General features: G+C 38.9%; 18 protein-coding genes. 7 read left to right on the forward strand and 11 right to left on the reverse strand.

Translation table 11 applies throughout. The features are described from left to right. The first annotated feature begins 75 nt into the window (after nucleotides 1-75). The gene (locus AC1M9E_RS09300; RefSeq protein ID WP_092767151.1) at nucleotides 76-558 is read left to right on the forward strand and encodes an FKBP-type peptidyl-prolyl cis-trans isomerase; all 483 of its coding nucleotides are present in this window, start codon (nucleotides 76-78) and stop codon (nucleotides 556-558) included. Nucleotides 559-689: 131 nt separating this feature from the next. Continuing rightward, the gene (locus tag AC1M9E_RS09305) at nucleotides 690-2,102 is read left to right on the forward strand and encodes a cryptochrome/photolyase family protein (RefSeq protein WP_488224718.1); all 1,413 of its coding nucleotides are present in this window, start codon (nucleotides 690-692) and stop codon (nucleotides 2,100-2,102) included. A gap of 37 nt (nucleotides 2,103-2,139) precedes the next feature. Here AC1M9E_RS09305 and AC1M9E_RS09310 read toward each other — a convergent pair whose 3' ends face one another. Both AC1M9E_RS09310 and yaaA read right to left on the reverse strand, forming a co-directional pair. Beyond that, nucleotides 2,140-2,724 carry an HD domain-containing protein gene (locus AC1M9E_RS09310; protein WP_488224719.1) on the reverse strand — a complete coding sequence of 195 codons (585 nt, stop codon included), beginning with the start codon at nucleotides 2,722-2,724 and terminating at the stop codon, nucleotides 2,140-2,142. Nucleotides 2,725-2,757: 33 nt separating this feature from the next. Further along, entirely contained in the window at nucleotides 2,758-3,537 is a 780-nt protein-coding gene (gene yaaA / locus AC1M9E_RS09315) for a peroxide stress protein YaaA (RefSeq protein ID WP_481595921.1), read from the reverse strand. A gap of 123 nt (nucleotides 3,538-3,660) precedes the next feature. Between yaaA and AC1M9E_RS09320 the strand changes: the two genes are divergently transcribed. Next, nucleotides 3,661-4,290 carry an alpha/beta hydrolase gene (locus tag AC1M9E_RS09320; RefSeq protein ID WP_035267316.1) on the forward strand — a complete coding sequence of 210 codons (630 nt, stop codon included), beginning with the start codon at nucleotides 3,661-3,663 and terminating at the stop codon, nucleotides 4,288-4,290. Nucleotides 4,291-4,357: 67 nt separating this feature from the next. Here the strand turns inward: AC1M9E_RS09320 and AC1M9E_RS09325 are convergent, their stop codons facing one another. From AC1M9E_RS09325 to AC1M9E_RS09340, 4 genes are all read right to left on the reverse strand, one after another. After that, nucleotides 4,358-4,732 (reverse strand): hypothetical protein, encoded by a 375-nt coding sequence (locus AC1M9E_RS09325; RefSeq protein ID WP_488224720.1) that lies wholly within the window; start codon nucleotides 4,730-4,732, stop codon nucleotides 4,358-4,360. A 111-nt stretch (nucleotides 4,733-4,843) separates the two neighbouring features. Beyond that, on the reverse strand, nucleotides 4,844-7,090 hold the full coding sequence (locus AC1M9E_RS09330) for a bifunctional prephenate dehydrogenase/3-phosphoshikimate 1-carboxyvinyltransferase (RefSeq protein WP_488224721.1): 2,247 nt from the start codon (nucleotides 7,088-7,090) through the stop codon (nucleotides 4,844-4,846). A gap of 19 nt (nucleotides 7,091-7,109) precedes the next feature. Then, nucleotides 7,110-8,219, reverse strand: a complete 1,110-nt coding sequence (pheA, locus tag AC1M9E_RS09335; protein ID WP_035267321.1) for a prephenate dehydratase — start codon at nucleotides 8,217-8,219, stop codon at nucleotides 7,110-7,112. A gap of 281 nt (nucleotides 8,220-8,500) precedes the next feature. Next, entirely contained in the window at nucleotides 8,501-9,643 is a 1,143-nt protein-coding gene (locus AC1M9E_RS09340; protein WP_481607681.1) for an acyl-CoA dehydrogenase family protein, read from the reverse strand. 211 nt (nucleotides 9,644-9,854) lie between these two features. Between AC1M9E_RS09340 and AC1M9E_RS09345 the strand changes: the two genes are divergently transcribed. After that, nucleotides 9,855-10,856, forward strand: coding sequence for a glycosyl transferase family protein (locus AC1M9E_RS09345; RefSeq protein WP_481607682.1), 1,002 nt, complete (start codon nucleotides 9,855-9,857; stop codon nucleotides 10,854-10,856). A 50-nt stretch (nucleotides 10,857-10,906) separates the two neighbouring features. On the opposite strand, the gene AC1M9E_RS09350 is transcribed toward AC1M9E_RS09345, so the two are convergent. Both AC1M9E_RS09350 and AC1M9E_RS09355 read right to left on the reverse strand, forming a co-directional pair. After that, nucleotides 10,907-11,173 carry a YeaC family protein gene (locus tag AC1M9E_RS09350; RefSeq protein ID WP_035267325.1) on the reverse strand — a complete coding sequence of 89 codons (267 nt, stop codon included), beginning with the start codon at nucleotides 11,171-11,173 and terminating at the stop codon, nucleotides 10,907-10,909. A gap of 2 nt (nucleotides 11,174-11,175) precedes the next feature. After that, nucleotides 11,176-12,117, reverse strand: coding sequence for an NAD(+) kinase (locus AC1M9E_RS09355; RefSeq protein ID WP_092767167.1), 942 nt, complete (start codon nucleotides 12,115-12,117; stop codon nucleotides 11,176-11,178). A 227-nt stretch (nucleotides 12,118-12,344) separates the two neighbouring features. Here AC1M9E_RS09355 and mrcB point away from each other — a divergent pair, with 227 nt between their 5' ends. Together mrcB and AC1M9E_RS09365 are read left to right on the forward strand one after the other, a co-directional pair. Further along, a complete protein-coding gene (mrcB, locus tag AC1M9E_RS09360) occupies nucleotides 12,345-14,741 on the forward strand; it encodes a penicillin-binding protein 1B (RefSeq protein WP_092767169.1) in 2,397 nt (798 codons plus the stop codon). 26 nt (nucleotides 14,742-14,767) lie between these two features. Continuing rightward, entirely contained in the window at nucleotides 14,768-15,337 is a 570-nt protein-coding gene (locus AC1M9E_RS09365; RefSeq protein ID WP_481607683.1) for a tetratricopeptide repeat protein, read from the forward strand. A 30-nt stretch (nucleotides 15,338-15,367) separates the two neighbouring features. Here the strand turns inward: AC1M9E_RS09365 and AC1M9E_RS09370 are convergent, their stop codons facing one another. After that, entirely contained in the window at nucleotides 15,368-16,270 is a 903-nt protein-coding gene (locus tag AC1M9E_RS09370) for a thiamine phosphate synthase (RefSeq protein WP_481607684.1), read from the reverse strand. Between the two features lie 136 nt (nucleotides 16,271-16,406). Here AC1M9E_RS09370 and hemP point away from each other — a divergent pair, with 136 nt between their 5' ends. Then, nucleotides 16,407-16,577, forward strand: a complete 171-nt coding sequence (gene hemP, locus AC1M9E_RS09375; protein WP_035267337.1) for a hemin uptake protein HemP — start codon at nucleotides 16,407-16,409, stop codon at nucleotides 16,575-16,577. 101 nt (nucleotides 16,578-16,678) lie between these two features. Here the strand turns inward: hemP and AC1M9E_RS09380 are convergent, their stop codons facing one another. Together AC1M9E_RS09380 and AC1M9E_RS09385 are read right to left on the reverse strand one after the other, a co-directional pair. After that, nucleotides 16,679-18,010, reverse strand: a complete 1,332-nt coding sequence (locus tag AC1M9E_RS09380; protein ID WP_481607685.1) for a sensor histidine kinase — start codon at nucleotides 18,008-18,010, stop codon at nucleotides 16,679-16,681. A 12-nt stretch (nucleotides 18,011-18,022) separates the two neighbouring features. Next, on the reverse strand, nucleotides 18,023-18,688 hold the full coding sequence (locus AC1M9E_RS09385; protein WP_481591355.1) for a response regulator transcription factor: 666 nt from the start codon (nucleotides 18,686-18,688) through the stop codon (nucleotides 18,023-18,025). Between the last annotated feature and the right edge of the window lie 25 nt (nucleotides 18,689-18,713).

An 18,713-nucleotide genomic window follows, 5' to 3' on the forward strand; every position in this document is an offset into this window, starting at 1 on the left:
TTTTTAGAAAATTGTCTACAAAAATTGGTTTTCACTTTATGATGTACCCTTAAAATATTTGAATGGATCATTAACATGACAGTTATTGCAAATGACCTTGTGGTTTTATTTAACTATAAATTGACTAATGCAGAGGGTGAAACTCTCGATCAATCTCAAGGTGAACCACTTGCATATTTGCAAGGCGCTGGCAACATTATCCCTGGCTTAGAAAAAGCAATGTTAGGTAAAACGACTGGTGACAAATTCACAGTAACGATTCCTGCTGCTGAAGCTTATGGTGAGTACAACACTGATTTAGTTCAAGAAGTACCTAAACAAATGTTCCAAGGCGTAGACAACATCGAAGCTGGTATGCAATTCCAAGCGCAAACTGATGATGGCGTTCAAATTGTGACTGTTAAAGCTGTTGAAGGCGAAAACGTAATCGTTGATGCTAACTTCCCGCTTGCTGGTCAAGACTTAACATTTGATGTTGAAATCGTTGAAATCCGTGAAGCAACTCAAGAAGAGTTAGATCACGGTCACGTTCACGGTGTAGGTGGTCACCACCACTAAGATCTACGGATTTTAGGACAAAAAGGTGAAGCTTCTGCTTCGCCTTTTTTTTATGCAAAAAATTACAATGCTTAACGATTTAAATGATTCAAATTCTTATAATTTCCTGAGGATATTTGGATATTAATCATATGAATCTCATTTGGTTTCGTCAGGATTTAAGAGTTAGGGACAACTCGGCGTTAATGGAGGCAAACCGGCATGGGAATACTTGTGCATTGGTGATACTTTCGCCTGAACAATGGAAATTGCATGATGATGCAGTGATTAAAATTGACTTTTATCTTCGCCAACTTAAATCACTTGAAAGTGAGTTAAAGCAATTCAATATTCCACTTGTGGTAGAAATCGTTACCCAATGGGACGATGTACCAGCTAGATTATTAACTTTCGCAAATAAATATCAAATTACTGCGATACACGCCAACATTGAAATCGGCGTGAATGAGTTACATCGTGATGCGCAAGTCCAGACCTTATTAGAATCGCATCAAGTGACTGTCGAGTATTATCATGACCGCACAATTTTCCCACTTGGATCAATTCGCAATAAGAGTCGCCAGCCTTATCAAGTTTTTGGTGCTTATAAACGTGCATGCTATGAAATCTTGAATATCTCTGTTCCTCAACCACTCGCTGTACCGAAAGTACAGCCTCATGAGCTTATACAACGCTTTCATACTTCCAAAATTCCATCGATACATGATTTTTATCCTGATGCTCAGATTAAATATCAATGGCCTGTTGGAGAGTCATTTGCACTACAAATGCTCGAGAAATTTGTTGACGAGAATTTAGAGACCTACAAACAACAACGCGACTTTCCAAACATTAATACTACCAGTCAATTATCACCGTATTTAAATCTAGGAATTATTTCGATTCGACAATGTTTGGCTGCAATTTTTAGTCGCTCAAATGGCAATTTTCATCTCTACTCTGATGGTCAACAAACTTGGTTAGATGAGTTATTATGGCGAGAATTTTATCAACACATCCTGTTTGACTTTCCAAGATTATCGAAATATCAACCATTCAATTTAAATACGTCTAATGTGCCATGGCGTGATGCACCCGATGAATTAAATGCTTGGAAGTTTGGACAAACGGGTATTCCAATTGTGGACGCTGGAATCCGTCAAATGCTTCAAACAGGATGGATGCACAATCGTGTCAGAATGATTGTCGCCATGTTCCTTAGTAAGAATTTGCTCATCGACTGGCGTAAAGGCGAACAATGGTTTATGCAACATTTGATAGATGGGGATTTAGCGGCAAATAATGGTGGCTGGCAATGGTGTGCTTCAACAGGTACAGATGCTGTACCTTATTTCCGTATTTTTAACCCCATTAGTCAATCACAAAAATTTGATAGTCAAGGTGATTATATTCGCAAATGGATACCTGAATTAGCTCATCTTGATGCGAAAATCATTCATGAGCCTTATGCTAAATATCCGAATCTTAAACTCAATTATCCAAAACCTATTGTTGATTTAAAGATGAGTCGACAGCGCGCATTAGCTGCTTTCAAATCAGCCTAACGAATGCTCGCTCTAAATTTTGTTTGGCTTGATTTTCTTAAGTGTCATGAAAATATGCTGTTTTATAAATGGATTCCATTTGATAAAAGGTATTAAGAACTTCATTTCGTTTTAGTGTATAAATTTCAGAGGGTACCCAACTGAATTCTTGATGAATTTGCTGCTGATATTCTTCAAAACGTTTGGCGTTTGAACCGAGAATTGCAAGATCAATATCAAGTAAATAGTTAAGGTCTGAATCAACTGAAGCACGATGCTCTTTGGTCGCTAATATCCACTGATAAATTTTCTCACATCTCCTCATCTCCATGTGGGGAGATATGATGTTCAGCATCAGATCAGCACTTTGTTGTTCATTATCGTGTGCCTTAGGCTCATAAATGACATCATGAAACCAAAGAGCTATAGAGACTGATAAAGGTTCTTTTAAATTTGGTAGAACCAATTGTAAGTGATCCATACATTCAACGATATGCTGCACTGTATGATAGTGACGATGAGGCTCACTGTAATGAACTTCTAATCTATCAAGAATAGATATGGAATCCTCTGAGGATAGTTCAAGCTGTTGTGCAGTAGCGGCCCAGTATCTTCTCAACTGGTTTAAGTATGAATCAATCATCAGACACCTTGCCCCGCTACCGCCTATTTATTTTTAAGCCGCCTGCTCATCACGTTTAAAAATGAGCTCACCTTTCAAAGAACTTTCAGCATCGAAATAATAGCCGTCTGTATTGAATGATTTAAGATCATCCACAGTATTAGGTTTATTTTCGATAATATAACGTGCCATCAATCCACGCGCTTTTTTAGCATAGAAGCTTATCACTTTATATTTCCCATTTTTCTGGTCTAAAAACACGGGCTTGATAATTTCAGCTTCAATTTTGCTTTCTTTCACCGATTTATAATATTCATCGGATGCGATATTGACCAATAAATCACTCTTGGCTTCTGATAAGTCTTGATTGATCAATTGGGTAATTTCATCTCCCCAAAATTCATAAAGATTGTGACCTCGTGGATTTGCTAATTTCGTGCCCATTTCTAAACGATAGGGCATCATTAAATCCAGTGGTCGAAGTAATCCATAGAGACCTGATAGCATTCTTAAATGGCATTGAGCATATTCTAAATCAGCTTGCGTAAGCGAATACGCATCCAGACCTGTATAAACATCGCCCTTAAAGGCAAAGATTGCTTGGCGTGAATTTGATAAATCAAAGTCTGATTGCCAATCTCTAAAGCGTTCCACGTTAAGATTCGCAATTTTTTCACTCACACTCATTAATTTGGCGATTTCTGAAGCAGACAGTTTACGACTTACGTCTATAAGCTGTTGTGAGTGGTCAAGCAATCTTGGTAAAGTATGTTCATCAGTTGGAAGTGTAGATTCATAATCTAATGTCTTAGCAGGAGAAATTAAGGCAAACATAGAAACCTGATCAAAAAACAATTAATCAAACTATAACAGTAGACTTATTTTATTTCCAATTGTGTTTTTTTTAATTATTGACGTTAAAATATACGATTCTCCTGCACGTTAATCGGTATTTTTATGTCTGAACAAATGTTCATTCAAGGCCCTGTTGGCAAAATTGAGGTTTTTGTAGATTATCCTCAGTCTGAAGTAAAAGGATTTGCGGTCGTTTGTCACCCTCACCCGCTTCAAGGTGGTACTCCTCAGCACAAAGTTCCCACTCTGCTAGCTCAAATGTTCCTTGAGCGTGGTTATATCGTTTATCGTCCAAGTTTCCGTGGATCAGGTCAAAGTGAAGGGGTTCACGATGAAGGATTTGGTGAAACAGAAGATATTTTAGAAGTCATTCGTCAAGTACGTGCAAAACACCTTACATTGCCTTTCTATGTTGGAGGCTTTAGTTTTGGTGCACATGTTATGGCGAAGGCATATCATGCACTACCTCAAGAAATTCAACCTGAACAAGTCATTCTATGTGGTTTACCAACAGCCACAGTTGCTGGTATCCGTCACTATGTTACTCCGGCAATTAAAGGTGATATCCTGTTTATTCATGGTGAGGCAGATGAAGTCACTTTATTATCCGATTTAATTGAATGGGCAAAGCCTCAACGCCATATTATTACAGTGCTACCTGGTGCTAATCACTTCTTCACAGGTTATTTGAAGCAACTTCGCGTCGCGATCACTCGCTTCCTTACGGCTTAATATAAATATTACGTGTTTCAGAAAAACCCAGTGTAGATTCTTTACATTGGGTTTGTTTTATTCCTCGTTAGGATTTCCACTCTAGCGATTGGAACGACTCATCTTCTCTTAATGTCTGCTCTACTGCTTGCGCAAGTTGTTTAATCACACTCTGCGTCTCAATTTTTTGGAACCAATCCTGTTCCTCATCTGCATGCGCACTTATTTCACATACAAAATGTCCTTCGCCATCTGGTTGATTACAGTTCACCCCTAAAGCGATTGGGTGATCAGAGACACTGACTTCCAATTCATGCGGATTCGTAGTTTGAGTGTGAAATCCATGTTGCACTAACTGTTCAGATAACAATGCTGTAACGTAAATTTGTGCATTATCATGAGAATGACTTGAATGAGCCTTAGCGTATTTCGTTTGATCAACTAAAAATTGTAATTTTTTCATTTCCTCGTCCAAAGGCTTTTTAATTATATAGAATTAGAATAAGCAATATAAACAAAACAGCCAAGCTTTTGCTTGGCTGTTTGAAAAGAAATATACAAATCTTTGGTCGTATTATTCACTAACTTGAATAGATAAACCCGCTTGTTCAGTGAGTTGAGTAAATGTTGGGAAACTTGTTGCAACGGTTTCAGTTCCCACAATTTTAATTGCGCCTGAAGTACGCAGACCCGCAATGGAGAAACTCATGGCAATACGATGATCATGATGTGACTCAATTTCACCACCTGTAAAGATAGCAGACCAATCACCAGACTTACCTTTACCTTCAATAATAATGCCATCATCCGTAGGCGTACAATCAACACCCATGGTTTTCAATCCATCAGCCATCACTTGGATTCGATCGGACTCTTTTACACGAAGTTCAGCTGCACCAGTTAACACTGTTTGACCTTCAGCACAAGCTGCAGCAATAAATAATGCTGGGAATTCATCAATCGCTAAAGGTACTTGATCTTCAGGCATGTGGATGCCTTTCAAAGTACGAGTGCCACGAATTCGAATATCAGCGATTGGTTCACCACCTGCAATTCGTTCATTCTCGACTGAAATATCAGCCCCCATTTGCTTCAAAATTTCGATCACACCAGTACGAGTAGGGTTAATACCCACTGCCTCAAGTGTTACATCTGAATTTTCAGTAATGGCAGCACCCACCATAAAGAACGCAGCAGATGAAATATCTGAAGGCACTTGAATATTCGTGCCAACTAACTTACCACCACCTTTTAAAGATATACGGTTACCTTCAGTTTTCACATCATACCCAAATGCACGTAACATACGCTCAGAGTGATCACGTGTAGGTTCTGGCTCAGTCACCGACGTTACACCTTCTGCCCATAAACCAGCGAGCAAAATGCCAGACTTCACTTGTGCAGAAGCCATCGGTAAATCGTAATGAATACCTTTAAGTTGCTGATTACCTGTGATCGATACTGGCGGTGTGCCACGCTCACCCGTTGTTTGAATTTGAGCACCCATTTCACGGAGTGGCTTTGCAATACGTTCCATAGGACGTTTGCTCAACGATGCATCACCAGTCATTACTGAGTCAAATTTTTGCGCAGACAACATCCCTGACAGAAGACGCATTGAAGTTCCAGAGTTACCCATATAAAGCTCACTTGCTGGAGCTTTAAGGCCATGCATTCCTACACCATGAATCGTGACTTCACCATTTTTTGGACCTTCAATATTTACACCCATATCACGGAATGCTTGAAGTGTTGCTAAGGCATCTTCACCTTCTAAGAAACCAGTAACATGGGTTGTACCTTCAGCGATCGCACCAAACATGATTGAACGGTGTGACACAGATTTGTCACCTGGCACGCTAAATTTTCCAGAAAATGATTTAGCACCCGGCAGAATAGTAAATTGCTGTGTCACAGTTTTGTTCTCCATTAAAGGTTTCTTGGCAAGCATATGGTTAAAATGTTGGCGTGCTGCTTGAGCATGTCCAAGCAATCCCATGAGTGCTTTTGAATCTTCGTTTTCAATGAGCTGTCGAATATGAGTCAATTGGTTCTCAAATCCATCAACAGCATTCAAAATCGCTTTTTTATTGGCAAAGAATATGTCATGCCACATTTGTGGATCACTCGCCGCAATGCGAGAAAAGTCTCTGAAACCACCTGCTGCATACCGGAAAATGTCCAGATTATCTTCACGATTTGCAAGTTGCTCAACCAAATTGAATGCCATTAAATGTGGCAGATGACTTGTATGCGCAAGCACCTCATCATGCTTTTCCACATCCATACAAATTACTTCAGCTTGAGCAGCTTGCCATAACTGAATCAGTTTTTGCACTGCCCACTCAGCACTTGTTGCTAACGGCGTTAATATCACTTTGTGGTTAGCAAATAAATCTACTTTACCTGCATGAACACCAGTATGTTCAGCACCAGCTATTGGATGCCCTGGAACAAAACCTGCGGGTAACTGCTCACCAAAAACCGCAATTGCAGCCTCAACCACATTGCCTTTGGTACTGCCCACATCTGTAATTATAGTATCAGGAGTAATCACAGATTTGATCGAGTTTAATACAGATTGTGTAGCTCTCACGGGTAAAGCAAGAACAATTAAATCTGCATCAACCACTGCATCTTTGGCATCAGCATATCCTTCACTAATCAAACCTAAAGCTTTAGCATCTTCTAACGTTTGAACAGATCGCGTAGATGCCACAACATTTTCAGCAAGACCATGTGCTTGAATGACACGTGCTAAACTTGATCCAATCAATCCTAGCCCAATAAATGCAACTTTTTTAAATAAAGGTTGAGGCATATCTAAGTTTCAACTCTTTTTAAAGTACCGCAATTGGGTATGAACCAAGAACACGGATTTCTTTGACTAATGGACGAATTTCTTCGACAGCCGCACGTACGTTCTCTTGTTCGATATGCCCTTCTAAATCGATAAAGAATACATAAGCCCATTTTTCAGGCAAAGCAGGTCTTGTTTCGATACTGGTCAAGCTAATGTTATGTTTAGCGAACGGCGCTAAAATTTCTAATAACGCACCTGCACGGTCATGTGCAGAGATCAATAAAGAAGTTTTATCATTACCACTTTGTGGTACTTTTTCACGCCCAATAACTAAGAAGCGTGTTGTATTTTCTGGATTATCTTCAATATTGCTATGTAAAATTTCTAAATCATATAAGCTCGCAGCTGTTTCAGATGCGATTGCCGCAGAATGCCATTCATTACGGATACGGCGAGCAGCTTCAGCATTCGAACTCAAAGCCACACGTTCAACACCTGGATAATGAGCATCGAGCCAGCCACGACATTGAGCTAAAGTTTGTTGATGCGCATAGATTTGTTTAATGCTGTCTTTACGCGTATTTGAAGAAATCAAAAATTGATGATGAATACGTAATTCAACTTCACCAATCACATTTAAATGTGACGCTTTGAAACAATCAAGCGTGTGGTTAACCACGCCTTCTGATGAGTTCTCAACAGGAACTAAACCATAATGTGCACTGCCTGCTTCGACTTCACGGAACACTTCATCAATTGTAGGAAGTGGGCGTACAACCGCATCATGTCCAAAATGCTTCAGTACTGCCGAATGGGTGTAAGTTCCTACTGGACCAAGGAAAGCAATGCTTTGTGGTGCTTCTAAAGCAAGGCACGCAGACATAATTTCTCTAAACAAACGTGCCATCGTCACGTCAGATAAAGGACCTTCATTACGCTCCATCACATTACGCAAAACTTGTGCTTCACGCTCAGGACGATAAAACATTGGATTTTCTTCAGAAGCAAATTTTGCTTTTGCTACAGCTTCAGCAAGTCGTGCTCGACGGTTAATCAGTTGTTGGAGTTGTTGATCTACTGAGTCGATATCTTCGCGGATTTTAGCTAAGTCTAAAGAATTCGTCGTGTTTTGATCATCGTTGATCATTGTAATGTCGCCTTACAGAATCAGTTATGTAAACAGTATAACAATAGTTAGCTTTCAAATGTTAAGCAACCAAACTTTATGGCAATAAGACTTAAAAATATACAGTTGAAATAATCATCAATCCAATACGCGCTATAAATTAGAAAAAGACAAGAACATTGAATAGGATAGCTTTAATCTTTTTTTTAAAATCAGTTCGTTCTATAAGTTTTAAAAATTGAAAACACATTCGAATACATCTCGCTTGTATTCATCAAGCGAGATGTAAATACGGATAAAAATTAACGTCCTAGCATGCCACGTGCTACGATTTCTTTCATGATTTCGTTGGTTCCGCCGTAGATTCGTTGAATACGTGCATCCACAAAGAAGCGTGAAATAGGATATTCCGTCATATAGCCATAGCCACCAAAGAGTTGCAGTAGATTATCCGCCACTTTCATTTGCATATCTGTACTGAAACTTTTTAATGCAGCTGCTGTTTCAACATCCAATTTCCCTTCTTTATACAATGCTAGGTTTTGATTATAAAAAGCGGCTGTAGCCAGTTCATCGATTTTCGCTTGTGCTAAAACAAAACGAGAATTTTGGAATTGTCCAATTTTTTGACCAAAAGCCTGACGTTCTTGGACATATTGAACTGACACATCAATTGAACCTCGAATTGCTCCTAATGCTGTCGCAGCAATCGCTGTCCGCTCACGAGGTAATTCTTGCATCAAATATGCAAATCCCTGACCCGCTTGACCTAAAAGCTGATCAGCTGGAACTTTTACATTGTCAAAAAAGAGTTCCGAAGTATCTTGCGAATGCAAACCGATTTTGTCGAGATTTGTGCCTTTTTTAAACCCTTCTAAATGAGTATCAACCAATAGAAGTGAGACGCCTTTAGCACGTGCCTGAGGATCTGTTTTAACGGCAAGCACAACCAAGTCTGCATGCTGACCATTTGAAATAAAGGTTTTAGAGCCATTCAAAACATAATGATCACCATTCAAAATGGCATTCGTACGGATGGCTTGTAAATCAGAACCAGCACCTGGCTCTGTCATTCCAATTGCCCCGACCACTTCACCAGAAACCATTTTTGGCAACCAGTATTTTTTTTGTTCTTCGTTCGCGATGTGTAGAATATATGGTGCTGCAATTTCTGAGTGACATGAAATACCTGTCGATAATGCGCTATAACCTGCACGTGCCGACTCTTCAACCAACATTAAAGAATATTCTGTTGGAACACCATAACCACCATATTCTTCAGGAACATCTACGCACAAGAAGCCATTTTCACCAAGTGCATTCCACACTGAACGTGGCATTTTTCCTTCACGTTCCCACTGCTCATAATGAGGAGCAACGTGCTCACTCATAAAACGTTTGAAATTATCACGGAATAATTCTAAATCTGCATCATATGCCAACATTCTTGTGTTCCTTACATTTCATTTTTTTATAAGTATTCATGCTATCCCGTTTTTTTCCAGTTGTCATGGACAAAAGCGCTTGAAAATTCATACAATTTGGTCAGTCTCAAAAGCTAAAAATAATGCTTGATCATTGAATTTGATATTTAGCTTTTATTCGAAGCATCATTCCACGTTACACTGTCATTAAGAACATCCAACTGCATTGATCATGAATACAAAACGTAATTTATATAAAGACTTTGAACATCCATTTGCGCAATTTGTTCGTATTCTTGGCAAAGGAAAAAATGGTGCGCGATCACTGACCTATGAAGAAGCCTATCAAGCATTTGAGATGATTTTAAAAAATGAGGTATTAGACGTTCAGCTGGGTGCTTTTTTAATGCTTTTACGAGTGAAAGAAGAATCTGTAGATGAACTGGCTGGCTTTGTGCAAGCGACTCGTGATCAACTTAAATTTAGAGCTATTGATGTCGACCTAGACTGGTCTTCTTACGCGGGGAAACGCAAACACTATCCGTGGTTTATCTTATCGGCGTTAACCTTAGCAAAACATGGTCATCGTATTGTAATGCATGGGGCTTCTGGACATACCATTAATCGATTATATACAGAACAAGTTTTAGAGTATTTAGGTTATACCATTTGTCAAAATGAAAACGAAGTGACATCAGAACTTAATCAGCATAACTTTGCCTATATACCACTCGAAGTCATTTCACCTACCTTGAGTGACTTAATTGCATTACGCAATATCATGGGCTTACGCTCACCCATTCATACGCTTTCACGACTCATCAATCCCTTCAATGCCAAAGCCACTTTGCAAGCGATATTTCACCCTGCGTACCGCAGTTCTCATCAACAGACTGCCGCCAAATTAGGTTACGTTAACAGTGCGGTGATTAAAGGTGAAGGCGGTGAATTTGAACGAAACCCAGATGCAAAAACCTTAATTTGCGGTATACGAGACGGTGAACTGTATGAGCTTGAACTTCCGAAACTCACAGCTGATCGTTCAGCAATTGAAGAAGAGTTGAACTTAGATACTTTCAAAGAAGTATGGTTAGGTGATTCCCAACATACTTACGGAGAGGTGGCTGTTATTGAAACTATGGCAATCGCACTTTACACCATGAATGTGGCTGATACATTTACACAAGCGCAGACTTTGGCTCAAGAATACTGGCAATCACGTCATCGAGTTTAACTTCGGATTAAAAAAAGACACCATCAGGTGTCTTTTTTAAGCATAGAACATTATACAAAACGTATAGGTTGAAATTCTGGCTCTGGAACATGTGAATCACATTCATCACCTTCCTCTTTATGACCTTTATCAATATACCCTGATCTTTCTGTTTCTGGCAGATTTTTAGCTTCCCAAGCAATGACTGCTTGCATTGAAATCTGACGCTGCTCTTGAGTTAAAGCTACACCGTTTGGCCATTTACCGATTTCAACGGCAGTTCTTAAACGAGCAACGATGTCTGCATCCAAAACTGATAACATTTGTTCAATATTCATGTTTAGTCCTGCTGATGAAATGAATCGTAATCTTGATTCCATCCTAGTTTGGTACGACATGCCATATAAAAGTCGTATCCAGGTGGATGTAATAAAGTAAGTTTGAAAGGATGTTTGCGAATATGCAACCAATCACCTTCATTTAAAGAAACACTGTGTTGCCCATCAGCACTCACCATTGGCAACACTCGATTCTTACGAATTTGAATTTTAATTTCACTTTGACCACCCACCACAATCGGACGAGAAGAAAGCGTATGCGGGTGCATTGGCACTAGCGCGATCGCATCCATACTTGGGTGCAAAATTGGACCGCCACCAGAAAGTGCGTATGCTGTTGAACCCGTAGGTGTCGATACAATCAAACCATCACTGTGTTGGCGATAAACATATTGACCATCAATATGAAGATCAAACTCAATCATATGGACTGACTTACCTGAATGCAGCACCACATCATTCAATGCTATTGCATCATAAATCAGTTCATTTTTACTACGAACTTCGACTTCTAATAAAAAACGGCGATCTAGCTGAAACTCACCTTTCAAGACTTGATCTAATTTAAATAACACTTCTGTCGGTTTGATATCTGTTAGGAAACCTAAACGCCCACGGTTTACCCCGATGACGGGAGTATTGTATTTCACTAAAGATCTAGCCGCTTGAAGCAATGAACCATCACCACCTACGACAATCACCAAATCTGTAACTTCACCCAATAAAGCTCGACTGACCGTTTGCGAATTTTTATAAGGGACCAATTTAGCGGTTTCTGAATCAAAAACTGGATGCAAACCTAAACTAATCAAATGGTCATGAATTAGACTTAAAGTCTCAACCACAGATGATTTATCTGGTCGTCCAATTAATCCAATATTACGAAATGACTTTGCTGAAAGTTGCACGTATGCTACGGCTCCAGATGAATTGTTGAGTATCATATCATCATCATTCTGTGACTTACATATTTCAAGCCTGTTTCATGTTATGAATTTCACGAATAATTTCACATTTCCCCAACTTAAAATCTTAATTTTCTCCTTAATATTGAATTAGATAAATCATTACATTTATCTAAAAAAGGCATAAATTCACAGTTTAATTATTGCAAATTATAAAAAAGCTTCGCATGATGAGCGCAATAAAACAGGGTTTTGCTTTTTGATCTATGAAGTTTGAACGTGGTATTGGCTTAATTGCATTGATTTTCTCAGTGCTGGTGATTTCTGCATTTGTGGCTTTTAGTATTTATCTAATCCGTTTAGATAATATTATTCGCGATAAATTTGAAGGCAATCGTTGGGATATTCCAGCGAAAGTATATGCACGCCCCTTGGAAGTTTATGCTAATGCACCCGTTGAGCAACAAAACTTCATTCAAGAGCTAGGTCTGTTGGGTTATAAAAACGCTGAAGACTATACCAAGCCAGGTAATTTTTTGGTTCAAGGCAATACTATATATGTCCACACGCGTGGCTTCGATTTTGGTGATAGTGTAGAACCAGAACAAATCCTCCAAGTCAGTTTTGGCGCTAGTCAAATTTCAGAGATTAAAGCAACAAAACCATCGAGTACGGGGATTGCCCGTCTAGAACCAATGTTAGTTGGGGGAATCTACCCTCAACACAACGAGGACCGTGTTCTCATTAAACTCAATCGTGTTCCTAAACCTTTAATTCAAGCGCTTATTGCGACTGAAGACCGCAACTTCTATCATCATCACGGCGTCTCGTTTCGTGGTACAGCACGCGCAGTTGTAAGCAACGTTACTGGTGGTAAGCGTCAAGGTGGTTCTACACTCACACAGCAATTGGTTAAAAACTTTTATTTGACCCCTGAACGTACAATCAAACGTAAAGTGAATGAAGCCTTTATGGCGTTGTTGCTTGAGTTTCATTATGACAAAGATGAAATTCTGGAAGCATATTTGAATGAAGTTAATTTAGGACAAAATGGTAATTACTCGATCAATGGCTATGGTTTAGCGTCTCAATTTTATTTTGGTTTACCACTTAGAGAATTGAGTATAGCGCAACAGGCTTTCCTTGTCGGACTCGTTCAAGGTCCTAGCTTATACAATCCTTGGAGAAATCCTGAAAGTGCATTAAAACGCCGTAATGTTGTTCTAAACAATATGTTAGTCATGGGATATTTGACTGAAGAGCAATATGAAACTGAGTCAGCTAAACCTTTAAACGTGATTAAAAAACCGACTTTAGGCCCAGCTCGCTTCCCTGATTTCCTAGACATCGTTCGTCGTCAACTCAAAACAGAATACCAAGAAAGCGATTTAACGAAACAAGGTCTTCGAATTTTCACCACATTAGATCCAATCGCACAAATCAAAGTACAAAAATCATTTACAGATTCAGTATCAAGACTGTCTAAGACCAATCCTGCACGCTTGAAAGAGCTTCAAGGCGCGGTATTAGTTTCTCACCCTGAAAATGGTGAATTGATTGCAGCCGTAGGTTCAGTATCTGACTTCACAGGTTTTAACCGCGCAGTTGATGCAAAACGTCAGGTAGGCTCATTATTAAAACCTGTTATTTTCCTAACTGCTTTGGAATCTGGTCGTTATAACTGGGCGACGGCAATCGAAGACTCGCCAATTAGTGTGCCAGTCGATCGCAATCAGACTTGGACACCCAAAAATTATAGCGGAACTTCGTATGGTTACGTCCCAATGGTTCAAGCTTTAGCCAATTCGTATAACCTATCTACAGTTCGCTTAGGACAAGAATTTGGACTTTCTTCATTTACCAATCATTTAATGAAGTTTGGCGTGACTTCACCTATTCCAAATTACCCATCGATTTTCTTAGGGGCTGTTGAAATGTCGCCTATGGAAATCATGAATATTTATGGCAACTTTGCAACTGGAGGGTTTAAATATCCTACAAAATCTATCCGAACAGTTGTTGATACCAATGGTCAGCTCATTAATCGCTATAGTTTAAATGTTCAACAAACGATCGACCCATCGGCTGCTTATATTTTAAATTACGGATTACAACGTGTGATGTCGGCAGGTACAGGACGTGCTGCTTATAACGGCCTCGCTCCGAATCTAAATCTAGCGGGTAAATCAGGTACGACCAATGATACAAGAGATTCTTGGTTCGCGGGGTATTCAGGTAATCATTTGGCAGTTGTCTGGCTTGGATTAGATGACAATAAAGTCACAGGCTTAACGGGCTCATCTGGCGCTTTACCCGTGTGGACCAACGTAATGAAGCAACTGAAGCAAAAACCAGTCAATTTACGTCAACCTGATGAGGTACAATGGCATTGGATTGACTCAAATAGCGGCGAGCTTTCAGCACAAGGTTGTCAAGGTGCGCTCTATGTACCGATACTTAAATATACTGTTCCTCGTCGCGCAACAGCATGTGGCTTACCACACTACCAAGTAGAGCCGACTTACGTTCCTGAAACGAATGCAGAAGAAATTCCAGCAGAAGACAGCATCGACCAATATATTCGTGAGAGCGAAACAGAAATGGAACGGGATTTAAATACGAATGCCACTCGAGTACTTTCGAGTGGAAGTTATAATCCTTAAAATAAGTTTAGGAGGAGTTAAGGTTAATGAAAAAACTGAATTTTAGCGTACTATTCGCCAGCATATTACTCTTAGGCGGTTGCCAAACTTTAACCTCCCCTCAAAACTCACAACCGTCTCAGAAACCTAAACAACCTGAGACTAAAACAACACCATCTCAAAAAGATGCCGATGGTATTAAAATTACGCCTTATGATCGACCCGAGATTAAACGGGAACAATTACAAATTGTTATTCCTGAACAGAAAAGCTCAACTCAAAAATTCGATGATGGCCGCCAACTTCCCGCATTTAAAAATCTAATGCAACAAACCCATCATGCATTTCGTCAAGCAAAATGGAGTGAAGCTGAGAAAGCCGCACTCCAAGCACAAAGACTTGCCCCTCAATCTGCAGAGACCTATATGTATCTCGCGATGATTGCCAATCAAAAAAATGAGGCAAAAAATGCTGAATCGTTGGCAAAACGAGGTCTCAGTTATGCTCAAACAGCAACGATGAAGCGACAACTTTGGCAAATTATTTTGAAATCAGGTCAACTCCAAAAAAATCAAAAACTCATCCAAGAAGCACAAAACCAAATCAAGAAATTTTGATTTAAGCATGAGTTTTACTTTTTAATGCCTTTAAAAAGCACGAATACCAGCAATTCCATAAGCTCCATGTTGTATGGCCTGATCTAATAATTCAGGCTTCATACCGCCTAGCGCATAAACTGGTATATGTATATCTTTTGATAACAATTCAAACTGCGTCCAACCTAAGGGTGCTTGCTGAGGATGCGATGTTGTACACAGTACTGGACTTAAAAATATTGCATCAAAACCTAACGCTACAGCTCGACTGACACTAGAATGGTCATGACAGGATGCGATGCGTTTAATGCCCTTCCATTCCTCCATAAATGAATCAGAATTTAATTGCATCAATTGATCATGTTTAAATTGTACGGCAAATACTTTTTTCTGATTTGATTCTGATAATCCTATCCACACATCACGATTGATAATGAGCTGATCCAGTTGATTCTTCTGGTTGAGATGCAGCGCAAAATCTAAAGCATTTTTAGTTCTCAAATAGCTAACTCGATTAAGATCAATGATTGTATCGAGACGATCTATATTTTTTATTGCAATTTTATTCGGCCAGAGTAGTCGTTTAACAATGGCATCATTAGCTTTAGGAAAATTCAAAATGGTTAGTGCTGAACGATCATGCCATGTCCAAGGACTTTGAATATGATCTAGTAGAGACTGATCAACATAAGCCTGATAAATGTGTAATTTTACGATTAGATCTTCATATTCATGCGTAATAATATCGAATAAATAGACATGATCTAGAAAAATTCCCACCTCTTCTTGAACTTCACGCTTGCAAGCTTGTTCAGGAGTTTCACCTAACTCCACTTTTCCTCCAGGAAACTCAGCTTTATCCCCCTGATGTAAAGAGACTTCTCTCCATCCTACAAGAACTTGATTTTTGTGGAATAACAACGCTATAGAAACATTAAGTGTTTTTTTTGACATGATTTTCTTTCAAAAAATGAGTGCTTAATTGTAAGCATTTTATGTTTTTTTATAAATGAGAAAAATTATCGTTGACAGCTCTATTCGATAATGATTATCATTTAAATCGTTCACCACATACCACGGAGTCCAAGGAATGAACGCACCATTTAGCTTATTTACACGTAATAACGAAAACCACCAAGCATTACCAATGCTTCACTCAAATAATCTATTTGCTCTAGGCAGAGAAATTCGCATCATGCATGCAGGAGAAGAATATCGCCTTCGTCTCACACGAAATAATCGACTCATTTTGACAAAATAAAAATTCTAAAATTTGATAATAATAATCGTGGAACTAAGCAGTATGAATCAGCCCATACTGCTTCTTTAATTTTATTTCTTCAACTTTATAGACAATCGGTTTTAATGAAATTTTATTTCAACTTTTAAACCACCTAACTCTGATTTCTTAAATACAATCTCGGCTTGATGTAATTCGACAATTTTACGGCAAATTGATAATCCTAATCCTGAGCCCGTTGTACGTGTGCCTAACTGACGATAAAATCTTTCTCCCAGCCGATCAATCACTGTTTGCTCAATGCCGTGACCTTCATTTTCAATCACAAATAGAATTTCATTATTATTTTGTTTGATTAAAATATCAACGATTCCATTCTGTGGCGTATAGCGGATTGCATTATCGACTAAATTTCGAATGCAGCTAAACATTAACTCAGGATTTGCCTTAATCGCATGATTTCCTAACTCAGTTTTAAACTGAATATTTTTTTCTTGGCTCAAAGGTTGTACTGAATGTAAAACCTCTTTCGTCAAACGGTCTAAATCTATGGACTGTATCGGTACATCTTGCGTTGAAGACGGATCAAGTCTAGCCAACAAAAGTAAATTTTCTAAAATATTTGAGCCCCTACTCACATCTTTTAGAATCTGCTCTAAGTCTTGTGACAAATCCTCATGATCAGACTGGTATTTTCGTTTTAAAAGTTGTAACCGCATTTGAATCGCAGAAAGTGGCGACCTTAATTCATGGGATGCATCAGCTGTAAAACGTTGTTCCGCAGTAATTGCCCGATCTAAACGCTCCATCATTTGGTTTATTTGACTCACAATAGGTTGCAGTTCTTTTAGTTCTGGTTTTGAAGGTGTAATCGGTGATAAATCCTTAACAGTCTTTTGGGAAATTAATTTTGAAAGTTGGTGAATAGATCTAAACTGACGTCGTATAATAAAGTGTAGAATAAACCATTGAATGCCCCATAAAATAATGAGAACACCACCGTAGCCCAGCAAACTTTTGAATAACTGATCAACACGCGCTGACATGGGTTGAAGCATAGTTAGAATTTGCTGATCACTTTGCTCACTGTAATAACGAAATAATCGTCCTTCTAGCCAAACAAAACCAAAGTGATCATTCTGAAAAAACACCTTGGAACCAATTTGATTGAAAGCAAGGTCTTGGGATTCAATCAAAATAAGTTCATCGAGCTTTAATTCATATTTGATATCAAATTGTTCACTTAAATCATCTAACTCATTTCCCACATGACTTGAAATATCACTGACCAAAATCAAATCGGCGATTTCATCCATCATATTGTCATGGGTCTGCATGTTTTGGTAAAGCGAGATCACCAATAAAAGAATTAATGCGATAACGCCCGCCAACATCGAACTGAGCATTGAAGACTTAACAAGACGATTTTGTAAAGAAATAGGGTGCTGATGCAACGCTGTTCTACCTTAAGCCTGATCTAAATTCATTCTATAACCTAATCCGCGAATCGTTTTAATCATGGTTGAGCCTATTTTTTTCCGAATCTGATAAATAAAAACTTCAACTGCATTACTTTCGATTTCATCACCCCAAGCATATAAGGACTCTTCTAGTTGTTCACGTGTCACAACACGTTCAGGATGTTGCATCAACTTATATAAAATTTGGTACTCTTTCGCTGTGAGATTGACAATTTCTGAATTCAATTTAACAACTTTGGTTTGGGGGTCCAAACTCACGGATCCATACATTAGGATTTGAGACGTGCCTTTGTGCTGAGTACGTAATTGTGCTCTCACTCTCGCCGAGAGCTCATCTAAACTGAATGGTTTAACTAGATAATCATTAGCCCCCAAATCAAGTCCTCCAACACGATCTTGGATACTGTCTTGGGCTGTAATAAAAATAACTGGTGTATTGTGTTGGTGTTTTCTTAAATGTGTCAGAATGTCATCACCAGTTGCTTTCGGTAATCCACGATCAAGTAATAAACAATCATATTGATGCTGCTCAATTGCTAATATCGCATGATCTCCACGCTCGACCCAATCAACACTATATCCATCCATTTCTAACCAAGCTTTGATACTTTCAGCTTGTGACACATCATCTTCTGCTAACAATATACGCATGTCTCTCTTCACTAAGCCACAATTC

It is taken from the genome of Acinetobacter sp. 24-47-47, assembly GCF_057737035.1.

Bases quoted from the DNA above. Each gene is read 5' to 3' on its own strand.
- AC1M9E_RS09300 (WP_092767151.1), top strand. From the start codon at position 76: ATGACAGTTATTGCAAATGACCTTGTGGTTTTATTTAACTATAAATTG.
- AC1M9E_RS09305 (WP_488224718.1), top strand. From the start codon at position 690: ATGAATCTCATTTGGTTTCGTCAGGATTTAAGAGTTAGGGACAACTCG.
- AC1M9E_RS09310 (WP_488224719.1), bottom strand. From the start codon at position 2,724: ATGATTGATTCATACTTAAACCAGTTGAGAAGATACTGGGCCGCTACT.
- yaaA (WP_481595921.1), bottom strand. From the start codon at position 3,537: ATGTTTGCCTTAATTTCTCCTGCTAAGACATTAGATTATGAATCTACA.
- AC1M9E_RS09320 (WP_035267316.1), top strand. From the start codon at position 3,661: ATGTCTGAACAAATGTTCATTCAAGGCCCTGTTGGCAAAATTGAGGTT.
- AC1M9E_RS09325 (WP_488224720.1), bottom strand. From the start codon at position 4,732: ATGAAAAAATTACAATTTTTAGTTGATCAAACGAAATACGCTAAGGCT.
- AC1M9E_RS09330 (WP_488224721.1), bottom strand. From the start codon at position 7,090: ATGCCTCAACCTTTATTTAAAAAAGTTGCATTTATTGGGCTAGGATTG.
- pheA (WP_035267321.1), bottom strand. From the start codon at position 8,219: ATGATCAACGATGATCAAAACACGACGAATTCTTTAGACTTAGCTAAA.
- AC1M9E_RS09340 (WP_481607681.1), bottom strand. From the start codon at position 9,643: ATGTTGGCATATGATGCAGATTTAGAATTATTCCGTGATAATTTCAAA.
- AC1M9E_RS09345 (WP_481607682.1), top strand. From the start codon at position 9,855: ATGAATACAAAACGTAATTTATATAAAGACTTTGAACATCCATTTGCG.
- AC1M9E_RS09350 (WP_035267325.1), bottom strand. From the start codon at position 11,173: ATGAATATTGAACAAATGTTATCAGTTTTGGATGCAGACATCGTTGCT.
- AC1M9E_RS09355 (WP_092767167.1), bottom strand. From the start codon at position 12,117: ATGATACTCAACAATTCATCTGGAGCCGTAGCATACGTGCAACTTTCA.
- mrcB (WP_092767169.1), top strand. From the start codon at position 12,345: ATGAAGTTTGAACGTGGTATTGGCTTAATTGCATTGATTTTCTCAGTG.
- AC1M9E_RS09365 (WP_481607683.1), top strand. From the start codon at position 14,768: ATGAAAAAACTGAATTTTAGCGTACTATTCGCCAGCATATTACTCTTA.
- AC1M9E_RS09370 (WP_481607684.1), bottom strand. From the start codon at position 16,270: ATGTCAAAAAAAACACTTAATGTTTCTATAGCGTTGTTATTCCACAAA.
- hemP (WP_035267337.1), top strand. From the start codon at position 16,407: ATGAACGCACCATTTAGCTTATTTACACGTAATAACGAAAACCACCAA.
- AC1M9E_RS09385 (WP_481591355.1), bottom strand. From the start codon at position 18,688: ATGCGTATATTGTTAGCAGAAGATGATGTGTCACAAGCTGAAAGTATC.